A 13,881-nucleotide genomic window follows, 5' to 3' on the forward strand; every position below is an offset into this window, starting at 1 on the left:
CCAACGGCGCTTTTTTATTGCCTGAAATTGGTATTTGATCGCGGTTTAATCTTGTTGTGTGCAGTTAATTAGGCATTTGGATCATGGTAGGCCAAATGCTCTGAGATATGTTTCCTGATATAGGGAATGACTTCACTTTCAAACCAAGGGTTCTTCTTTAGCCAGATATTATTGCGTGGCGAAGGGTGAGGTAATGGCAAAAACTCAGGCGCCCACCTTTGCCAATCTCGCACGGTTTCGGTCAGTGTGCTGGTGGTTTTGTTTGTTAGGTAATGGTTTTGTGCGTACTGGCCAATCAGCAGTGTCATTTGAATATTGGGTAGAGATTGCAGCACTTTGTTATGCCAAAGCTCCGCGCACTCTTTGCGTGGTGGCAGATCGCCACTCTTTCCTTTACCTGGATAACAAAACCCCATAGGCACAATCGCGACCTTTTGCTCGTCGTAAAAAGTATCGCTATCTATCCCTAACCATTCTCTTAATCGTTCGCCACTGGCATCATTCCAAGGGATCGACGACTCATGCACCTTGATGCCCGGTGCTTGACCTATGATCAGTAAGCGTGCGTTTGGGTGTGCTTGAATCACTGGATTGGCGCCGTGCGAGAGGTGAGGCTCACATGCTCGGCATTGTCGTATCTCTTTAAGTAACGAAGAGGACATCAGTAACCTTTATCAAAATCGATGACATGATTAAGTGTAAAACCATCTCGCCACTGTTTGTAATTCTCTGCGAAGATCTCTACCACTTGTCTTGGCTCACTGAGTGCAGCAATGTGTGGCGTAATCGTCACTTGCGGTAGTTTCCAGAAAGGGTGTTCCTGAGAGAGGGGCTCACTTTCAAATACATCTAAAAATGCGTGTTCTACCCATCTGTTTTTTATGGCTAGCAGCAAGGACTTATTGTCTAGGCATTCACCTCTACCGACATTGAACAGCAGCACATTCGAGCAGTAACCTAAGGTCGTTTGATTGAGTAATTGATAGGTTTCAGGCGTTGATGGCAAGGTATTCACCACAATATCGGCCTGCTTAAGGGCAGCCTCTATCTCATTGATGTGGAACGTCTCTTTAAAGGCTTCTTGTTTGGATGGGATACCCGTACGGTTGACACCTATGGTATGAATACCAAAAGCCGCCGAGGTTTTTGCCAAATGACTGCCAATTGACCCTGTTCCTAAAATCACCATAGTTTTGTCAGTTAGGCTAGTATAAAGCTGTGGCTGCCAGTTTCGTTGTTGTTGATGCTGATGGTAATGAGGGAAGTGTCTACAGTGACTGATTGTGTAACCCAACACGTATTCTGCGATAGCCGGGCCAAAGATGCCTTTGACGTTGGTTAGCGTATAGTCCTGACGCAGATCTGGCTGCGTGAGTTTATTGATTCCAGCATAGGTACTCTGTACCCAGTCTAGCTCTTTAAACTCGCCGAGGCGTTCTGCGATTAGAGGCGGTGATGCCAAGACAATCTGTGCTGATTTGGGGTTTTGAGTGATTTCTAGGTCGGGTAAATCCTGGTTTAGAATCAGTTGCGTATAGGTATCGTCATGCTCAGTAAGAATATAGAGCTTATTCGTAAAATTGTTCATCGGCTTACCTTTTCCCCCCAGGGTTTATCAAGTACACTTTCGCTGTCTTTTTCTGCAATTATTGAGTGACTATGCTTCAGAATCCACTGCAGGTTCGTCTTGAAAAGTTAGAACCTTGGCAACAAATTACCTTTATGGCGTGTCTATGTGAGCGTATGTACCCTAACTATGCCATGTTTTGTGAGAATACAGAATTTGCGGAAGCTCGAATCTATCGTGATGTTTTGGATAGCATTTGGGAAATCTTGACGGTTAAAACAGCAAAGGTGAACTTTGAGCGTCAACTTGAGAAGGTTGAAGAGCTATTCCCTAGCGGTGATGATTTTGATTTTTATGGTGTTTACCCAGCAATGGACGCATGCCAAGGCCTAGCAACGCTAATTCATGGCCTGCTTGACCGTGAACATATGTTGGAAGCGGTAATTAAAGTGAGTCAACAATCGGTGAAGACGGTTGCTGAGCTTGAGTTTGCTCAAGGCGCTGAAGAAGTGACCAACGAAAACCAGAAAGAAAACGAAGCGGTATGTGAAGAGTGGGACGTTCAGTGGGCCATTTTCCGACCTCTACGTGAAACGACTGAGCGTGACTTAGAGCTGATCAAAGATCTACGCCACGAACTGCGTGAAGACCCAGTCAGTAACATTGGTGTTGCGCTATAATTCGCAATTGCACCAAAGCATGAATAAAAACAAAGGCTCCCTAGGGAGCCTTTGTTGTATCTGACGGTCTCAAATTTAGATTAAGCGTCTTTTTTGTCTTCGTTCTGCGCTTTGTCTTTTGAAGCTTTATCTTTTGAGGCGTCGTCGTCCGTTGATTTTGCGTCTGAGGCATCGTTGTCTGTTGGAGTTTCTTCCTCTAGCTCGTCCTCTTCATCGCGGTTTTCGATAACACCGTGTGTCTCTTTCCACTTCTCCCAGCGTTGAAACGCCAGTTCTTGCATGTCGGTGGTTTTATCCGCTTCGTCGACGATCTCTTCACCTACAAGGTGCTCAAAGATATCTTCTAGGGTGATGATGCCCTGAATAGTGCCGTATTCGTCCACAACTAAAGACAGTTGCAGGCGGTTTGCCATCATCTGGTCAAAGGCCTTAGCCAAGCCCATGTTGTTCAGCAACACGTGGATAGGGCGCATTACTTCACCCAGAGCTTTTTCACCACAACCGGCTTGCTGCAATCTAAACAGCTCTAGGCGGTGAACAAAACCGATGATGTTGTCACTCTGCTCACTGTAAACCAACGGACGTGAGAATGGCGTGTCTTTATGTTGTTCTAGGAACGTATTCACACTCATTTCCGCATCAACACGGAATACCACTGGGCGCGGCGTCATTACCTGAGTCACGGGTACATCTTGAATACCCAGTAGGTTGCTCAGGATTTTTGATTCGCCTTCTGCAAACTCGCCACTCTCTTTTGCCAAGATCGCCATTGCAGATAACTCATCACGCATTTTTGGTGCTTGGTGGCCACGAGCAAGACGTTTGGTGATCTGTTCTGAGAACCATACAAACGGTGTTAGGAAGAACACCATCCAACGCAGCACGCTTGCCGAAGCAGGAGCAAGTTGACGCCAGTAGGTTGCACCAATGGTCTTTGGAACAATTTCAGACAACACCAAGATACCCAGCGTTAGCACGGCAGAGAAGACACCTAACCATTGGCTACCAAAAACGACAGCCGCTTGTGCACCTGCTGTCGCAGCACCGATAGTATGCGCGATGGTATTGAGCGTTAAAATTGACGCAAGCGGGCGGTCAATATCTGTTTTCAGTTTGTCTAAAGACTCTGCTGCAGGGTGCCCATTTTGTTTTAGTTGAGCAATGTAGCTCGGACTAATACTCAAAAGTACAGCTTCCAAAACAGAACAAATGAAAGAAACTCCAATAGCAATGGAGACGTAAATAGTTAGCAGCAGCATGTTTGCCCTTAAATTAAATTGTACGCTTTAGCAGCGATTCAGCGTGGATTATAGTGAAAAAGTAGTGGCTAGGTCATCATTAATTTTGCTCTCAGCCCCTTTTAAACAAGGGCTTGCTTAATAAAATCAGTAACAAATTGTGAGTTATTACTCATATTATGGCTAAAACTACGGCATTAGAGCTAAAGATCGACGACAAACCTTTGCCAGATGGGGCATTTATGTTTTAGAGTGAATTGAATTCAAAAATACAAAGAAGGGAAACCTAAAATGAACAAGACTCAATTAATCGACTTTATTGCTGAAAAAGCGGACCTTTCTAAAGCACAAGCTAAAGCTGCTCTAGAAGCGACTCTTGGCGGTGTTACAGATGCTCTTAAAGATGGCGATCAAGTTCAGCTAATTGGTTTTGGTACTTTTAAAGTAAACCACCGTGCAGCTCGCACTGGTCGTAACCCAAAAACTGGTGATGAGATCCAAATCGCTGCTGCAAATGTTCCAGCATTTGTTGCAGGTAAAGCGCTGAAAGATTCAGTGAAATAATCTAAACTGTACCGAGGTAGTCGTATTCCACCTCGGTACAGGTTTTTATGAAAAAAGCATTTCTTCTCGTTTCACTATTATCTACATTTCTTATTGGCTGTTCTTCAACAAGCCCTCGCAAAAACCTAGAGCAATTTGAAACTCACACCGGCGGCCAAGTCATGGGCGACGCGACAAGTTTCTACTGGGTTACAAACAAGCTAACACAACCTCATACTTCAGCTGACTACGTCACTGTCGGCGATTACGGCTGGTATCAAACTGACTATGCTTGGTCAGAAGGCGTGCTTCGTGAATTTATTCGTGAAGGCGAGCAGCGTAATTCTTCGAATGAGCTTGTTCCTTATCGTGTCCATGTGCGTTTCAATAAGTCAGGCGAAGCTGTGTATCAACAGTATCGTATCGACAGCAAAATTTTACCTATCCAAGCTAAGCAACTTGAAAACTATCAGAAAGAAGCTAAATCGGTTCTAGAAACTACGATGAAACAGGATGACGAAGGGCTCAGACTGGTTCAAGGGTATTGGAATGGCAGCTCTTTTGAAACGTGCGCTGGTGGTGAGTTTGATCGCTTTGAATTTAACCAGACCTTACCAAGCTTCGTGATCAACCGACTAGCAGCTGTGGAAAGTTATGCAGCGTTTCTTGGCAGTGATTCACTGGGTAAGATGAGTGTGGAAGAGTTGCTGATGCTAGCTGAAGACAGCCATGATTGTGTCGTTAGGCCATCATTGTTGAAAGAATAGCGATCAATTCAAGGGTTGAGAGTGTTTAGCCTACTGTAGGCCAAATGCTGATTTGTCTGTACAGGTACAGATTCTTAGTAAAGATTGAGTAATAAAAAAGGCGCCTATTGAGGTGCCTTTTGCTGTTATTCGCTTACTGTTATTGGAAAGTAAGCGAGTAACAAGATTGATTACTGCTCTTGCTCGCGCGCAATCGCACGGTAACCAATGTCATTGCGGTGGAACATACCATTCCAGCTAACTTGCTTAGTTAACGCGTAGGCGCGCTCCTGAGCTTCAGAAACCGTATTACCCAGTGCCGTTGCACAAAGTACACGACCACCGTTTGTCACCACATCGCCAGCTTCGTTATTTGTCGTACCCGCGTGGAAAACCTTTTGGCCTTCAACTTCACTTGTTGGTAGTGAAATAACGTCGCCTTTTGCGTAGTCAGCAGGGTAACCGCCAGCGGCAAGAACAACACCGATAGAAGCACGAGGGTCCCACTTAGATTCCGCTTCGTCCAGCTTCTCGTCGATAGCCATTAAGCAAAGCTCAACAAGATCTGATTCCATACGCATCATGATAGGCTGCGTTTCTGGATCGCCAAAGCGGCAGTTGTATTCGATAACTTTAGGTGTACCGTCAGCATCGATCATTAGGCCTGCGTAAAGGAAGCCCGTGTAAGGTGCGCCTTCTGCGTCCATACCACGTACCGTTGGGTAGATAACTTCCTCAAGAATACGGTTGTGGATTTCTGGCGTTACTACTGGCGCTGGAGAGTAAGCACCCATACCGCCAGTATTAGGACCTGTGTCTTTGTCGCCAACACGTTTGTGATCTTGGCTGGTGGCCATAGGAAGAACGCTAGAACCGTCAACCATTACGATGAAGCTTGCTTCTTCGCCTTCAAGGAACTCTTCAATAACTACGCGGCTGCCAGCTTCGCCAAATGCGTTGCCTGCTAGCATGTCTTTGATTGCGTCTTCTGCTTCTTCAAGTGTCATCGCAACGATAACGCCTTTACCCGCCGCAAGACCATCAGCTTTAACAACGATTGGCGCGCCTTGCTCGCGAACGTAAGCGATAGCTGGCTCAATCTCAGTGAAGTTTGCGTAGTAACCCGTTGGGATATCATGACGAGCTAGGAAGTCTTTAGTGAATGCTTTCGAACCTTCAAGCTGTGCTGCTGCTTGAGTAGGACCAAAGATAGGTAAACCCACTTCGCGGAATGCATCAACCACACCAATAACCAATGGCGCTTCAGGACCAACGATAGTCAGTTCGATTTTTTTATCTTGAGCAAACGCCACTAAACCTGCGATGTCTTCAACACCGATGTTTACGTTCTCAAGTTTCGGCTCAAGTGCAGTACCTGCGTTACCTGGCGCGATGAATACTGTTTCAACGTTTGGGTTTTGTGCTGCTTTCCAACCAAGTGCGTGCTCACGACCGCCGGCACCAATAATTAGTACATTCATGTTTTAAACCTTCAATCAAAATTGATAGTAGTAGAACTAGAAAATGTCTGAGCAACACTAAATGAGAGTGTTGCTCATCTCGGAGCGCAGCGTTCCCGTTTCTCGTAGCGAAGCGCTCTCGTATCTTTTCTTTCTAGTGGCGGAAGTGACGCATGCCTGTAAAGATCATCGCCATGCCGTGCTCGTCTGCTGCTGCGATAACTTCGTCATCACGCATAGAGCCACCCGGTTGGATAACACACTTAATGCCCGCTTCTGCTGCCGCGTCGATACCGTCACGGAATGGGAAGAATGCATCTGATGCCATCACACAACCTTCAACCTGTAGACCTTCGTCTGCAGCTTTGATGCCTGCGATTTTCGCAGAGTAAACGCGGCTCATTTGGCCAGCGCCTACACCAATAGTCATGTCGCCTTTCGAGTAAACGATAGCGTTAGATTTAACGTACTTCGCTACTTTCCAGCAGAACAGTGCATCTTTTAGCTCTTCAGCTGTAGGTTGACGCTTAGAAACCACTTTAAGGTCGTCTTCAGACACCATGCCTTGGTCTCGGTCTTGAACTAGCAAGCCACCATTAACGCGTTTAACGTCAAAACCAGTGGTTTTAGTTGTCCACTCACCACACTCAAGTAGGCGAAGGTTTTTCTTAGCCGCTACGATTTCTACTGCTTCAGCAGAAACAGAAGGTGCAATGATAACTTCAACGAATTGACGCTCAGTGATAGCCGTTGCTGTTGCTGCGTCTAGTTCACGGTTGAATGCGATGATGCCGCCAAATGCAGACGTTGGGTCTGTTTTGAATGCACGATCGTAAGCTTCTAGGATGTCTTCACCTAGTGCCACACCACATGGGTTAGCGTGCTTAACAATCACACATGCTGGCTGGTCGAACTCTTTCACACACTCAAGTGCTGCGTCAGTGTCAGCAATGTTGTTATAAGAAAGCGCTTTACCTTGGATTTGGCGAGCAGTAGAAACAGATGCTTCTTCAGGGTTTGCTTCAACGTAGAATGCGGCTGCTTGGTGGCTGTTCTCACCGTAGCGCATGTCTTGTTTTTTCTCGAACTGTTGGTTGAACGTGCGTGGGAATTTGCTTTCTTCATCACCTTCTTTGTTCTCGCCGTAGCTAGGAACCATAGTGCCGAAGTAGTTAGCAATCATGCCGTCGTAAGAAGCCGTGTGCTCGAATGCTGCGATAGCTAGGTCGAAGCGAGTCTCTAGTGTTAGAGATTTCTCGTTAGCGTCCATTTCAGCGATAACGCGCTCGTAGTCGTGTGCGTTTACAACGATAGTTACGTCTTTGTGGTTTTTCGCTGCAGAGCGAACCATTGTTGGGCCACCGATATCGATGTTCTCAACAGCGTCAGCAAGGGTACAACCTTCTTTAGCAACGGTTTCTGCGAATGGGTATAGGTTTACAACAACCATATCGATAGGGTTGATACCGTGAGTTTCCATCACGTCATCGTCTTGGCCACGACGGCCTAGAACACCACCATGAACTTTTGGGTGCAGAGTCTTAACACGGCCATCCATCATTTCTGGGAAACCAGTGTAGTCAGATACTTCTGTAACAGAGATGCCTTTTTCAGCAAGCAGGCGAGCAGTGCCACCGGTAGATAGAATATCTACACCACGGTTAGCAAGAGCTTGTGCAAATTCAACGATACCAGTTTTGTCTGATACGCTGATTAGAGCGCGGCGAATTGGACGAGCGTTATTCATGCTTCCATCTTCCTCAAATTCATGGGGTTAAAATAAAGATATTTGCCAAAAAAGAACTTGTTTCTATCTTCTTACTCAAACAGATTTCGCTAAGAGTCAGAGATAAAATATTGGCCAGTTTTGGTAAAGACCTTTGGGTTATGCTTATATAATCTTAATAAGATAACCAACTCCAAATTTGATGGCGCAGATTCTAACTAATTTATTACAAAAAAGCTCGCGCAATCGTTTGGCATCTCAAAATTAATTATGAAAAGTGCCATTTCAGCCTGAAAAGTAACGATAAGGTTAATTGTGGAATGGACGAAACAGTAGGAAAAAACATGTTTCAGATCGGTGAATTAGCGAAACGATGCGGTGTGACAGCCGATACCTTGCGATTTTATGAGAAGAATAACCTGATCGCGCCAGCCAGTCGCAGTGAGTCGGGTTATCGCCTATATGATGAAAATAACCAGAAACAGGTGACATTTATTCTCAAATCTAAAGCGTTGGGGCTGAGTTTGGACGAGATTAAAGAATTGCTTGAGATTCGCCTCGAGGCCACACAGCACAGTTGCGCTGAAGTGAAGTCGATTACCTCAGCAAAGCTAGAGATGATTGATGAGAAGATTACCGAATTAACTAAGATTCGCACCGCACTTAAAAAGATTAATGATGCGTGTTGTGGCCATGTAGACGACGATGCAAGCCATTGTTCGATTCTGGCAGCCTTGGATTCCGCAAACGTCGACAAAAGGCGCTGCTGTCGCACTGGGGAGTAGTCAGCCACTGAGCAGGGCTATACAAGCCAAAAAAAAGCCAAACTCAAAAATGAGTTTGGCTTTCAATTCAATAAATTACGAAAGAATGATTAGTTCATGCCGTATTTTTTTAGTTTCTTGCGAAGAGTACCGCGGTTAATACCCATCATGGTTGCTGCGCGAGTTTGGTTACCGCGAGTGTACTGCATGATAGTGTCTAGTAGTGGCTGTTCAACTTCAGCTAATACTAATTCGTATAACTCGCTGACTTCTTGACCGTTTAATTGAGCAAGGTAATTTTTCAATGATGCTTTAACTGAGTCACGTAGTGGCTTCTGCGTGATTTGGTCTTGTGATGTAACTGTAGTTACTGTCAATGCTTCTGAAGTCAGATTTTGTTCGAACATATTCGGTCTAGCTCTTCTCGTAATTATGGTGCAACGTTATCAAAAAAACCTTCTAGCGCTTCAAGCTGCAGATCACCTGCTTCGAATGCGTTGAAGGTACGGCGAAACTCACTCGCTTGTTCATGCTCTTTTAGATACCAACCCACATGCTTACGAGCGATGCGAGGGCCTAAAAACTCTCCATAAAATTCATGTAGAGCGTGCACATGACCAAGCATGATGTCTTTCACTTCCGAAATCGGGAGTGGGTCCATCGTGGTGCCGTTTTCCAAATAGTGTAGGATTTCGTTAAAAATCCAAGGACGTCCTTGGGCAGGTCGACCTATCATTAAAGCATCAGCACCGGTGTACTCCAGCACAAACTTCGCTTTTTCCGGACTATCGATATCACCGTTAGCGATAACCGGAATAGATACTGCTTGTTTCGCTGCTTTAATGTGTTTGTATTCTGCCTCACCTTTGTACATACAAGCGCGAGTTCTCCCGTGAAGGGCAAGTGCCTGTATGCCGCAGTCTTCGGCTATTTTCGCGATTTGGACACAGTTTCTATTGTCTGTATCCCAGCCTGTGCGCGTTTTCAACGTTACTGGAACGTCGACAGCATTTACCACCGCTTTCAGAATGTCTTCAATGAGTTCTGGATGCTGCAGTAGGGCTGAGCCCGCAAGCTTCTTATTCACTTTTTTGGCTGGACAACCCATGTTGATATCGATGATTTGCGCACCGTTATCGACATTAAATTGAGCAGCCTCGGCCATAAGCTGTGGATCTGCACCAGCGATTTGTACTGAACGAATGCCCGATTCGCCTTCATGTACCATACGCTGCTGAGACTTTGACGTTTTCCAAACCTTCGGATTGGAGGACATCATTTCACTGACTGCCATCCCCGCACCGTAGCGAAGACACAACTCACGGAATGGTCTATCCGTTACGCCAGCCATAGGAGCGACGATTAGATTGTTCTTAAGTTGATAATTTCCGATTTTCAAAAATGTCATCACAGTTCTGTACCAGCAAGGGCGCGCATTTTACGCATTTTTTCGCTGCGTGAAAAGACTAATATTTGAGCATTTACAAATTGTTTTTGTAATTTGTTTAAATTTCAGTCAATTAGCGCCCAAAGTCTTGTCTAGCCTTGCTTGCGACCTGAGATTCGACACCATTCTTGTTGCTCAATGATCGGATCAATGTGAAGCTCATCACGATAATAAGTCGCAACATCTTCTGCTTGTGTATCTAAAACACCCGACATCGCAAGCACACCATTTGGCTTAACTAGGCCTTTGATGATGCCAGAAAGGTCGCGTAATGGACCGGCAAGAATGTTGGCAACAACCACGTCAGCTAGCAAACCTTCCGGTTGATCTTGTGGCAAGAACACCTCTAGTTGCTCAGCAACGCCATTGCGTTGTGCGTTGTCTTTTGATGCAAGCAGAGCTTGAGGATCAATATCGATCCCGATAACTTTTGCCGCGCCTAGTTTGATCGCAGCGATCGCTAGGATGCCTGAGCCACAACCGAAGTCGATCACGGTTTTGCCGGTTAGGTCTAAGCCTTCAAGCCACTCAAGACACAATGCCGTTGTCGGGTGGGTACCTGTACCAAATGCAAGACCTGGGTCTAGCATTACGTTGACAGCGTCAGGTTCAGGGATATCGCGCCAGCTAGGGCAGATCCATAAACGCTCACCAAACTTCATGGGGTGGAAGTTGTCCATCCATTCACGTTCCCAATCCTTGTCTTCAATTTGCTCTACTTTATGAGCAAAGTCTGCAGGGAACATGTTGCTTGCTTTAATCTGCGCTAGAACGACACTAGTATCAGTCTCAGCGTCGTAAAGCGCGAGAATGTCAGTATCACCCCAAAGGCGAGTTTCGCCCGGCAGAGGCTCAAATACAGGGGTATCTTGTGCATCCAGGAAAGTTACAGAAAGAGCACCAGTCTCTTCCATTAACATGTCGCCGATTTGTTCGGCATTTTCATTGGTAGCATTAAGCTTGATTTGAATCCAAGGCATGGCTGCATCTTCTATATGAGAAAAATTGGATGGCGAGTCTAGCAGAAAATATGAGCAAATTCACCAAAACCCCACGGAATATAATGGGGATTAAAGATTGATTTTTTCGGCGGCTCAAAAACAAAAATGCTCACCGAAGTGAGCATTTTGACTGTTCTTAAACGAACGGGTTATGACAAACCAAGTTTCTTCTCAAGGTAGTGGATGTTTGCACCACCGTGTTGGAAGTTTTCGTCGTTCATAATAGACAATTGAAGCTCGGTATTAACGTTAATACCTTCAACAATCATTTCACCCAATGCGTTCTTCATACGAGCGATAGCAACATCACGGTTCTCACCGTAAGTGATCAGCTTACCAATCATTGAATCGTAGTGTGGTGGCACTGTGTAACCCGTGTAGATGTGAGATTCCCAACGTACGCCCATGCCGCCCGGTGCGTGGAAACGTTCAATCTTACCTGGTGAAGGTAGGAAGCGAACTGGATCTTCAGCATTGATACGACATTCGATTGAGTGGCCGCGCAGCTTAATATCATCCTGAGTGAATGATAGAGGCTGACCAGCTGCAATACGTAGCTGTTCTTTCACTAGGTCGATACCCGTTACCATTTCAGTAATCGTGTGTTCAACCTGGATACGAGTGTTCATTTCGATGAAGTAGAACTCACCGTTTTCGTATAGGAATTCAAATGTACCTGCGCCGCGGTAACCGATCTCAATACATGCACGAGTACAGCGTTCACCGATGTACTTACGCATCTCTTCAGTGATACCTGGAGCTGGTGCTTCTTCCACAACTTTCTGGTGACGACGCTGCATTGAACAGTCACGCTCACCTAGGTGGATAGCATTGCCTTGACCATCTGCAAGCACTTGTACTTCAATGTGACGTGGGTTTTCTAGGAATTTCTCCATGTAAACCATGTCGTTGTTGAAACATGCTTTTGCTTCAGCGCGAGTCATCGCGATAGCTTCTGTTAGTTCTGCTTCAGAACGAACAACACGCATACCACGACCGCCGCCGCCGCCAGATGCCTTGATGATAACTGGGAAGCCAATGCGCTTAGCGTGTGCTTTGTTTTTCGCTTCGTCATCGTCAAGAGGACCGTCAGAACCTGGTACACAAGGTACGCCAGCTTTCTTCATTGACGTGATAGCTGACACTTTGTCACCCATCATACGAATGGTTTCAGCTTTAGGGCCAACAAAGATAAAGCCACTGCGCTCTACCTGTTCTGCAAAGTCTGCATTTTCAGATAGGAAGCCATAGCCAGGGTGGACAGCTACTGCACCTGTCACTTCAGCTGCGCTGATGATACGAGGGATGTTTAGGTAGCTATCGATACCACGAGCTGGACCGATACAAATGGTTTCGTCTGCAAGCAGTACGTGCTTAAGATCACGGTCAGCAGTTGAGTGAACCGCTACCGTTTTAATGCCAAGCTCTTTACATGCACGCAGAATACGTAGTGCAATTTCACCACGGTTCGCGATTACTAATTTATCTAACATAATGAGTGCTCTCTATTATTCGATAATTACTAGAGCTTGGTCGAATTCTACTGGTTGACCGTCTTCAACTAGGATAGCTGTTACAACACCAGATTTATCAGCTTCGATTTGGTTCATCATTTTCATTGCTTCAACGATACATAGAGTTTCGCCAGCAGTTACAGATTGACCAACTTTAACGAATGGTTTTGCGTCTGGGCTTGGAGCGCCGTAGAAAGTACCAACCATTGGAGAAAGAACTTGGTGACCAGCTGGAACTGCAGGAGCCGTTGCTTCTGCTGCTACAGGTGCCGCCGCAGGAGCTGCTGCCGCTGCTACAGGTGCTGGAGCTGCTGCATATTGAACAGGTGCTACAGGTGCAGTGCTGTTACGACTGATTCGTACTGACTCTTCACCTTCAGAGATTTCTAGCTCAGAAATACCAGACTCTTCAACCAATTCGATTAGCTTTTTGATTTTGCGAATATCCATTGTTTCTTTCTCTTTATCTGTTAATTGAACTTACTCTTTGACTGAGTAGGTTAGTAATAGTTCGTTGTTTATGTTTACTTTGAGTTGAGCTTGCTGAGCGCAGCGGTCAAAGCAAATTGATAACCTTGGGCACCTAAGCCACAAATCACACCTTCTGCTTTATCAGATAGGTAAGAGTGGTGACGGAATGGTTCACGTGCGTGAACATTCGATAGGTGAACCTCAATAAAGGGGATTGCAACTCCAAGTAGTGCATCACGCAGTGCCACACTGGTATGTGTAAAGGCTGCTGGATTGATAATAATAAAATCAACATTTTGGTATGCACTATGGATAGCTTCAATCAGTTCATACTCACGATTTGACTGTAAATGAGATAGCTCAACATCGTGTGCTTTCGCTTGCTCGGTCAATGAGCTAATAATCTGGTCAAGTGTTTGAGAACCGTAGTGTGCCGGCTCTCTTAGGCCTAACAGGTTAAGGTTTGGGCCATTTAAAACTAGAATGCGAAACTTTGTAGACATCGTGGGGCTATCTTCCTTTATCGTGTTTACGAACGTGAATGTTGCCATTTTATTGAAAATTTGCGGTTAATTTCTAGTGAGAAAAACCCAAATTTAAAAATTAGAACCAGATTATAGCTAATTCAGCGCAAATCGCAGCAATTTACTGGTCTAATCTCCTATTGATACAGCGTGGAATTGTTACCAACTTAACAAAAAAGCGCCTTAGCCTTAATTTGGGG

The 13,881-nt window shown here is 45.4% G+C and carries 15 protein-coding genes; 4 read left to right on the forward strand and 11 right to left on the reverse strand.

What is annotated here, in order from left to right:
• Window positions 1-68 precede the first annotated feature (68 nt).
• Together FTW16_RS21535 and FTW16_RS21540 are read right to left on the reverse strand one after the other, a co-directional pair.
• Window positions 69-662 carry a uracil-DNA glycosylase family protein gene (locus FTW16_RS21535; RefSeq protein WP_146492394.1) on the reverse strand — a complete coding sequence of 198 codons (594 nt, stop codon included), beginning with the start codon at window positions 660-662 and terminating at the stop codon, window positions 69-71.
• Complete coding sequence (locus FTW16_RS21540) at window positions 662-1,588, reverse strand: D-2-hydroxyacid dehydrogenase (RefSeq protein WP_146492395.1); 927 nt, start codon at window positions 1,586-1,588, stop codon at window positions 662-664. Before FTW16_RS21540 ends, FTW16_RS21535 begins: the two co-directional genes overlap by 1 nt.
• Window positions 1,589-1,659: 71 nt before the next feature.
• Here FTW16_RS21540 and FTW16_RS21545 point away from each other — a divergent pair, with 71 nt between their 5' ends.
• Complete coding sequence (locus FTW16_RS21545; RefSeq protein ID WP_017062699.1) at window positions 1,660-2,247, forward strand: YjaG family protein; 588 nt, start codon at window positions 1,660-1,662, stop codon at window positions 2,245-2,247.
• An 80-nt stretch (window positions 2,248-2,327) separates the two neighbouring features.
• On the opposite strand, the gene FTW16_RS21550 is transcribed toward FTW16_RS21545, so the two are convergent.
• Complete coding sequence (locus FTW16_RS21550; protein WP_146492396.1) at window positions 2,328-3,506, reverse strand: CNNM domain-containing protein; 1,179 nt, start codon at window positions 3,504-3,506, stop codon at window positions 2,328-2,330.
• Between the two features lie 270 nt (window positions 3,507-3,776).
• Here FTW16_RS21550 and hupA point away from each other — a divergent pair, with 270 nt between their 5' ends.
• Together hupA and FTW16_RS21560 are read left to right on the forward strand one after the other, a co-directional pair.
• Complete coding sequence (gene hupA / locus FTW16_RS21555) at window positions 3,777-4,049, forward strand: nucleoid-associated protein HU-alpha (RefSeq protein ID WP_004729753.1); 273 nt, start codon at window positions 3,777-3,779, stop codon at window positions 4,047-4,049.
• Between the two features lie 47 nt (window positions 4,050-4,096).
• Entirely contained in the window at window positions 4,097-4,795 is a 699-nt protein-coding gene (locus FTW16_RS21560; protein WP_146492397.1) for a DUF1481 domain-containing protein, read from the forward strand.
• A gap of 170 nt (window positions 4,796-4,965) precedes the next feature.
• Here the strand turns inward: FTW16_RS21560 and purD are convergent, their stop codons facing one another.
• Together purD and purH are read right to left on the reverse strand one after the other, a co-directional pair.
• Window positions 4,966-6,255 carry a phosphoribosylamine--glycine ligase gene (gene purD / locus FTW16_RS21565; RefSeq protein ID WP_146492398.1) on the reverse strand — a complete coding sequence of 430 codons (1,290 nt, stop codon included), beginning with the start codon at window positions 6,253-6,255 and terminating at the stop codon, window positions 4,966-4,968.
• Between the two features lie 133 nt (window positions 6,256-6,388).
• Window positions 6,389-7,981 (reverse strand): bifunctional phosphoribosylaminoimidazolecarboxamide formyltransferase/IMP cyclohydrolase, encoded by a 1,593-nt coding sequence (purH, locus tag FTW16_RS21570; RefSeq protein WP_146492399.1) that lies wholly within the window; start codon window positions 7,979-7,981, stop codon window positions 6,389-6,391.
• A gap of 323 nt (window positions 7,982-8,304) precedes the next feature.
• On the opposite strand from purH, the gene zntR reads away from it, so the two are divergent.
• Window positions 8,305-8,745 (forward strand): Zn(2+)-responsive transcriptional regulator, encoded by a 441-nt coding sequence (gene zntR / locus FTW16_RS21575; RefSeq protein WP_146492400.1) that lies wholly within the window; start codon window positions 8,305-8,307, stop codon window positions 8,743-8,745.
• A gap of 89 nt (window positions 8,746-8,834) precedes the next feature.
• Here the strand turns inward: zntR and fis are convergent, their stop codons facing one another.
• From fis to aroQ, 6 genes are all read right to left on the reverse strand, one after another.
• Window positions 8,835-9,131, reverse strand: a complete 297-nt coding sequence (fis, locus tag FTW16_RS21580) for a DNA-binding transcriptional regulator Fis (RefSeq protein ID WP_004729744.1) — start codon at window positions 9,129-9,131, stop codon at window positions 8,835-8,837.
• 23 nt (window positions 9,132-9,154) lie between these two features.
• A complete protein-coding gene (dusB, locus tag FTW16_RS21585; RefSeq protein ID WP_032546269.1) occupies window positions 9,155-10,123 on the reverse strand; it encodes a tRNA dihydrouridine synthase DusB in 969 nt (322 codons plus the stop codon).
• A gap of 140 nt (window positions 10,124-10,263) precedes the next feature.
• On the reverse strand, window positions 10,264-11,151 hold the full coding sequence (gene prmA, locus FTW16_RS21590; RefSeq protein ID WP_146492401.1) for a 50S ribosomal protein L11 methyltransferase: 888 nt from the start codon (window positions 11,149-11,151) through the stop codon (window positions 10,264-10,266).
• 170 nt (window positions 11,152-11,321) lie between these two features.
• Entirely contained in the window at window positions 11,322-12,665 is a 1,344-nt protein-coding gene (accC, locus tag FTW16_RS21595) for an acetyl-CoA carboxylase biotin carboxylase subunit (RefSeq protein ID WP_017062706.1), read from the reverse strand.
• A 15-nt stretch (window positions 12,666-12,680) separates the two neighbouring features.
• Window positions 12,681-13,136 carry an acetyl-CoA carboxylase biotin carboxyl carrier protein gene (accB, locus tag FTW16_RS21600; protein ID WP_146492402.1) on the reverse strand — a complete coding sequence of 152 codons (456 nt, stop codon included), beginning with the start codon at window positions 13,134-13,136 and terminating at the stop codon, window positions 12,681-12,683.
• 74 nt (window positions 13,137-13,210) lie between these two features.
• Entirely contained in the window at window positions 13,211-13,660 is a 450-nt protein-coding gene (aroQ, locus tag FTW16_RS21605) for a type II 3-dehydroquinate dehydratase (protein ID WP_010435475.1), read from the reverse strand.
• Window positions 13,661-13,881: the final 221 nt, after the last annotated feature.

The organism is Vibrio sp. T20, from assembly GCF_007858795.1.
Classification (GTDB): Bacteria; Pseudomonadota; Gammaproteobacteria; order Enterobacterales; family Vibrionaceae; genus Vibrio; species Vibrio satsumensis.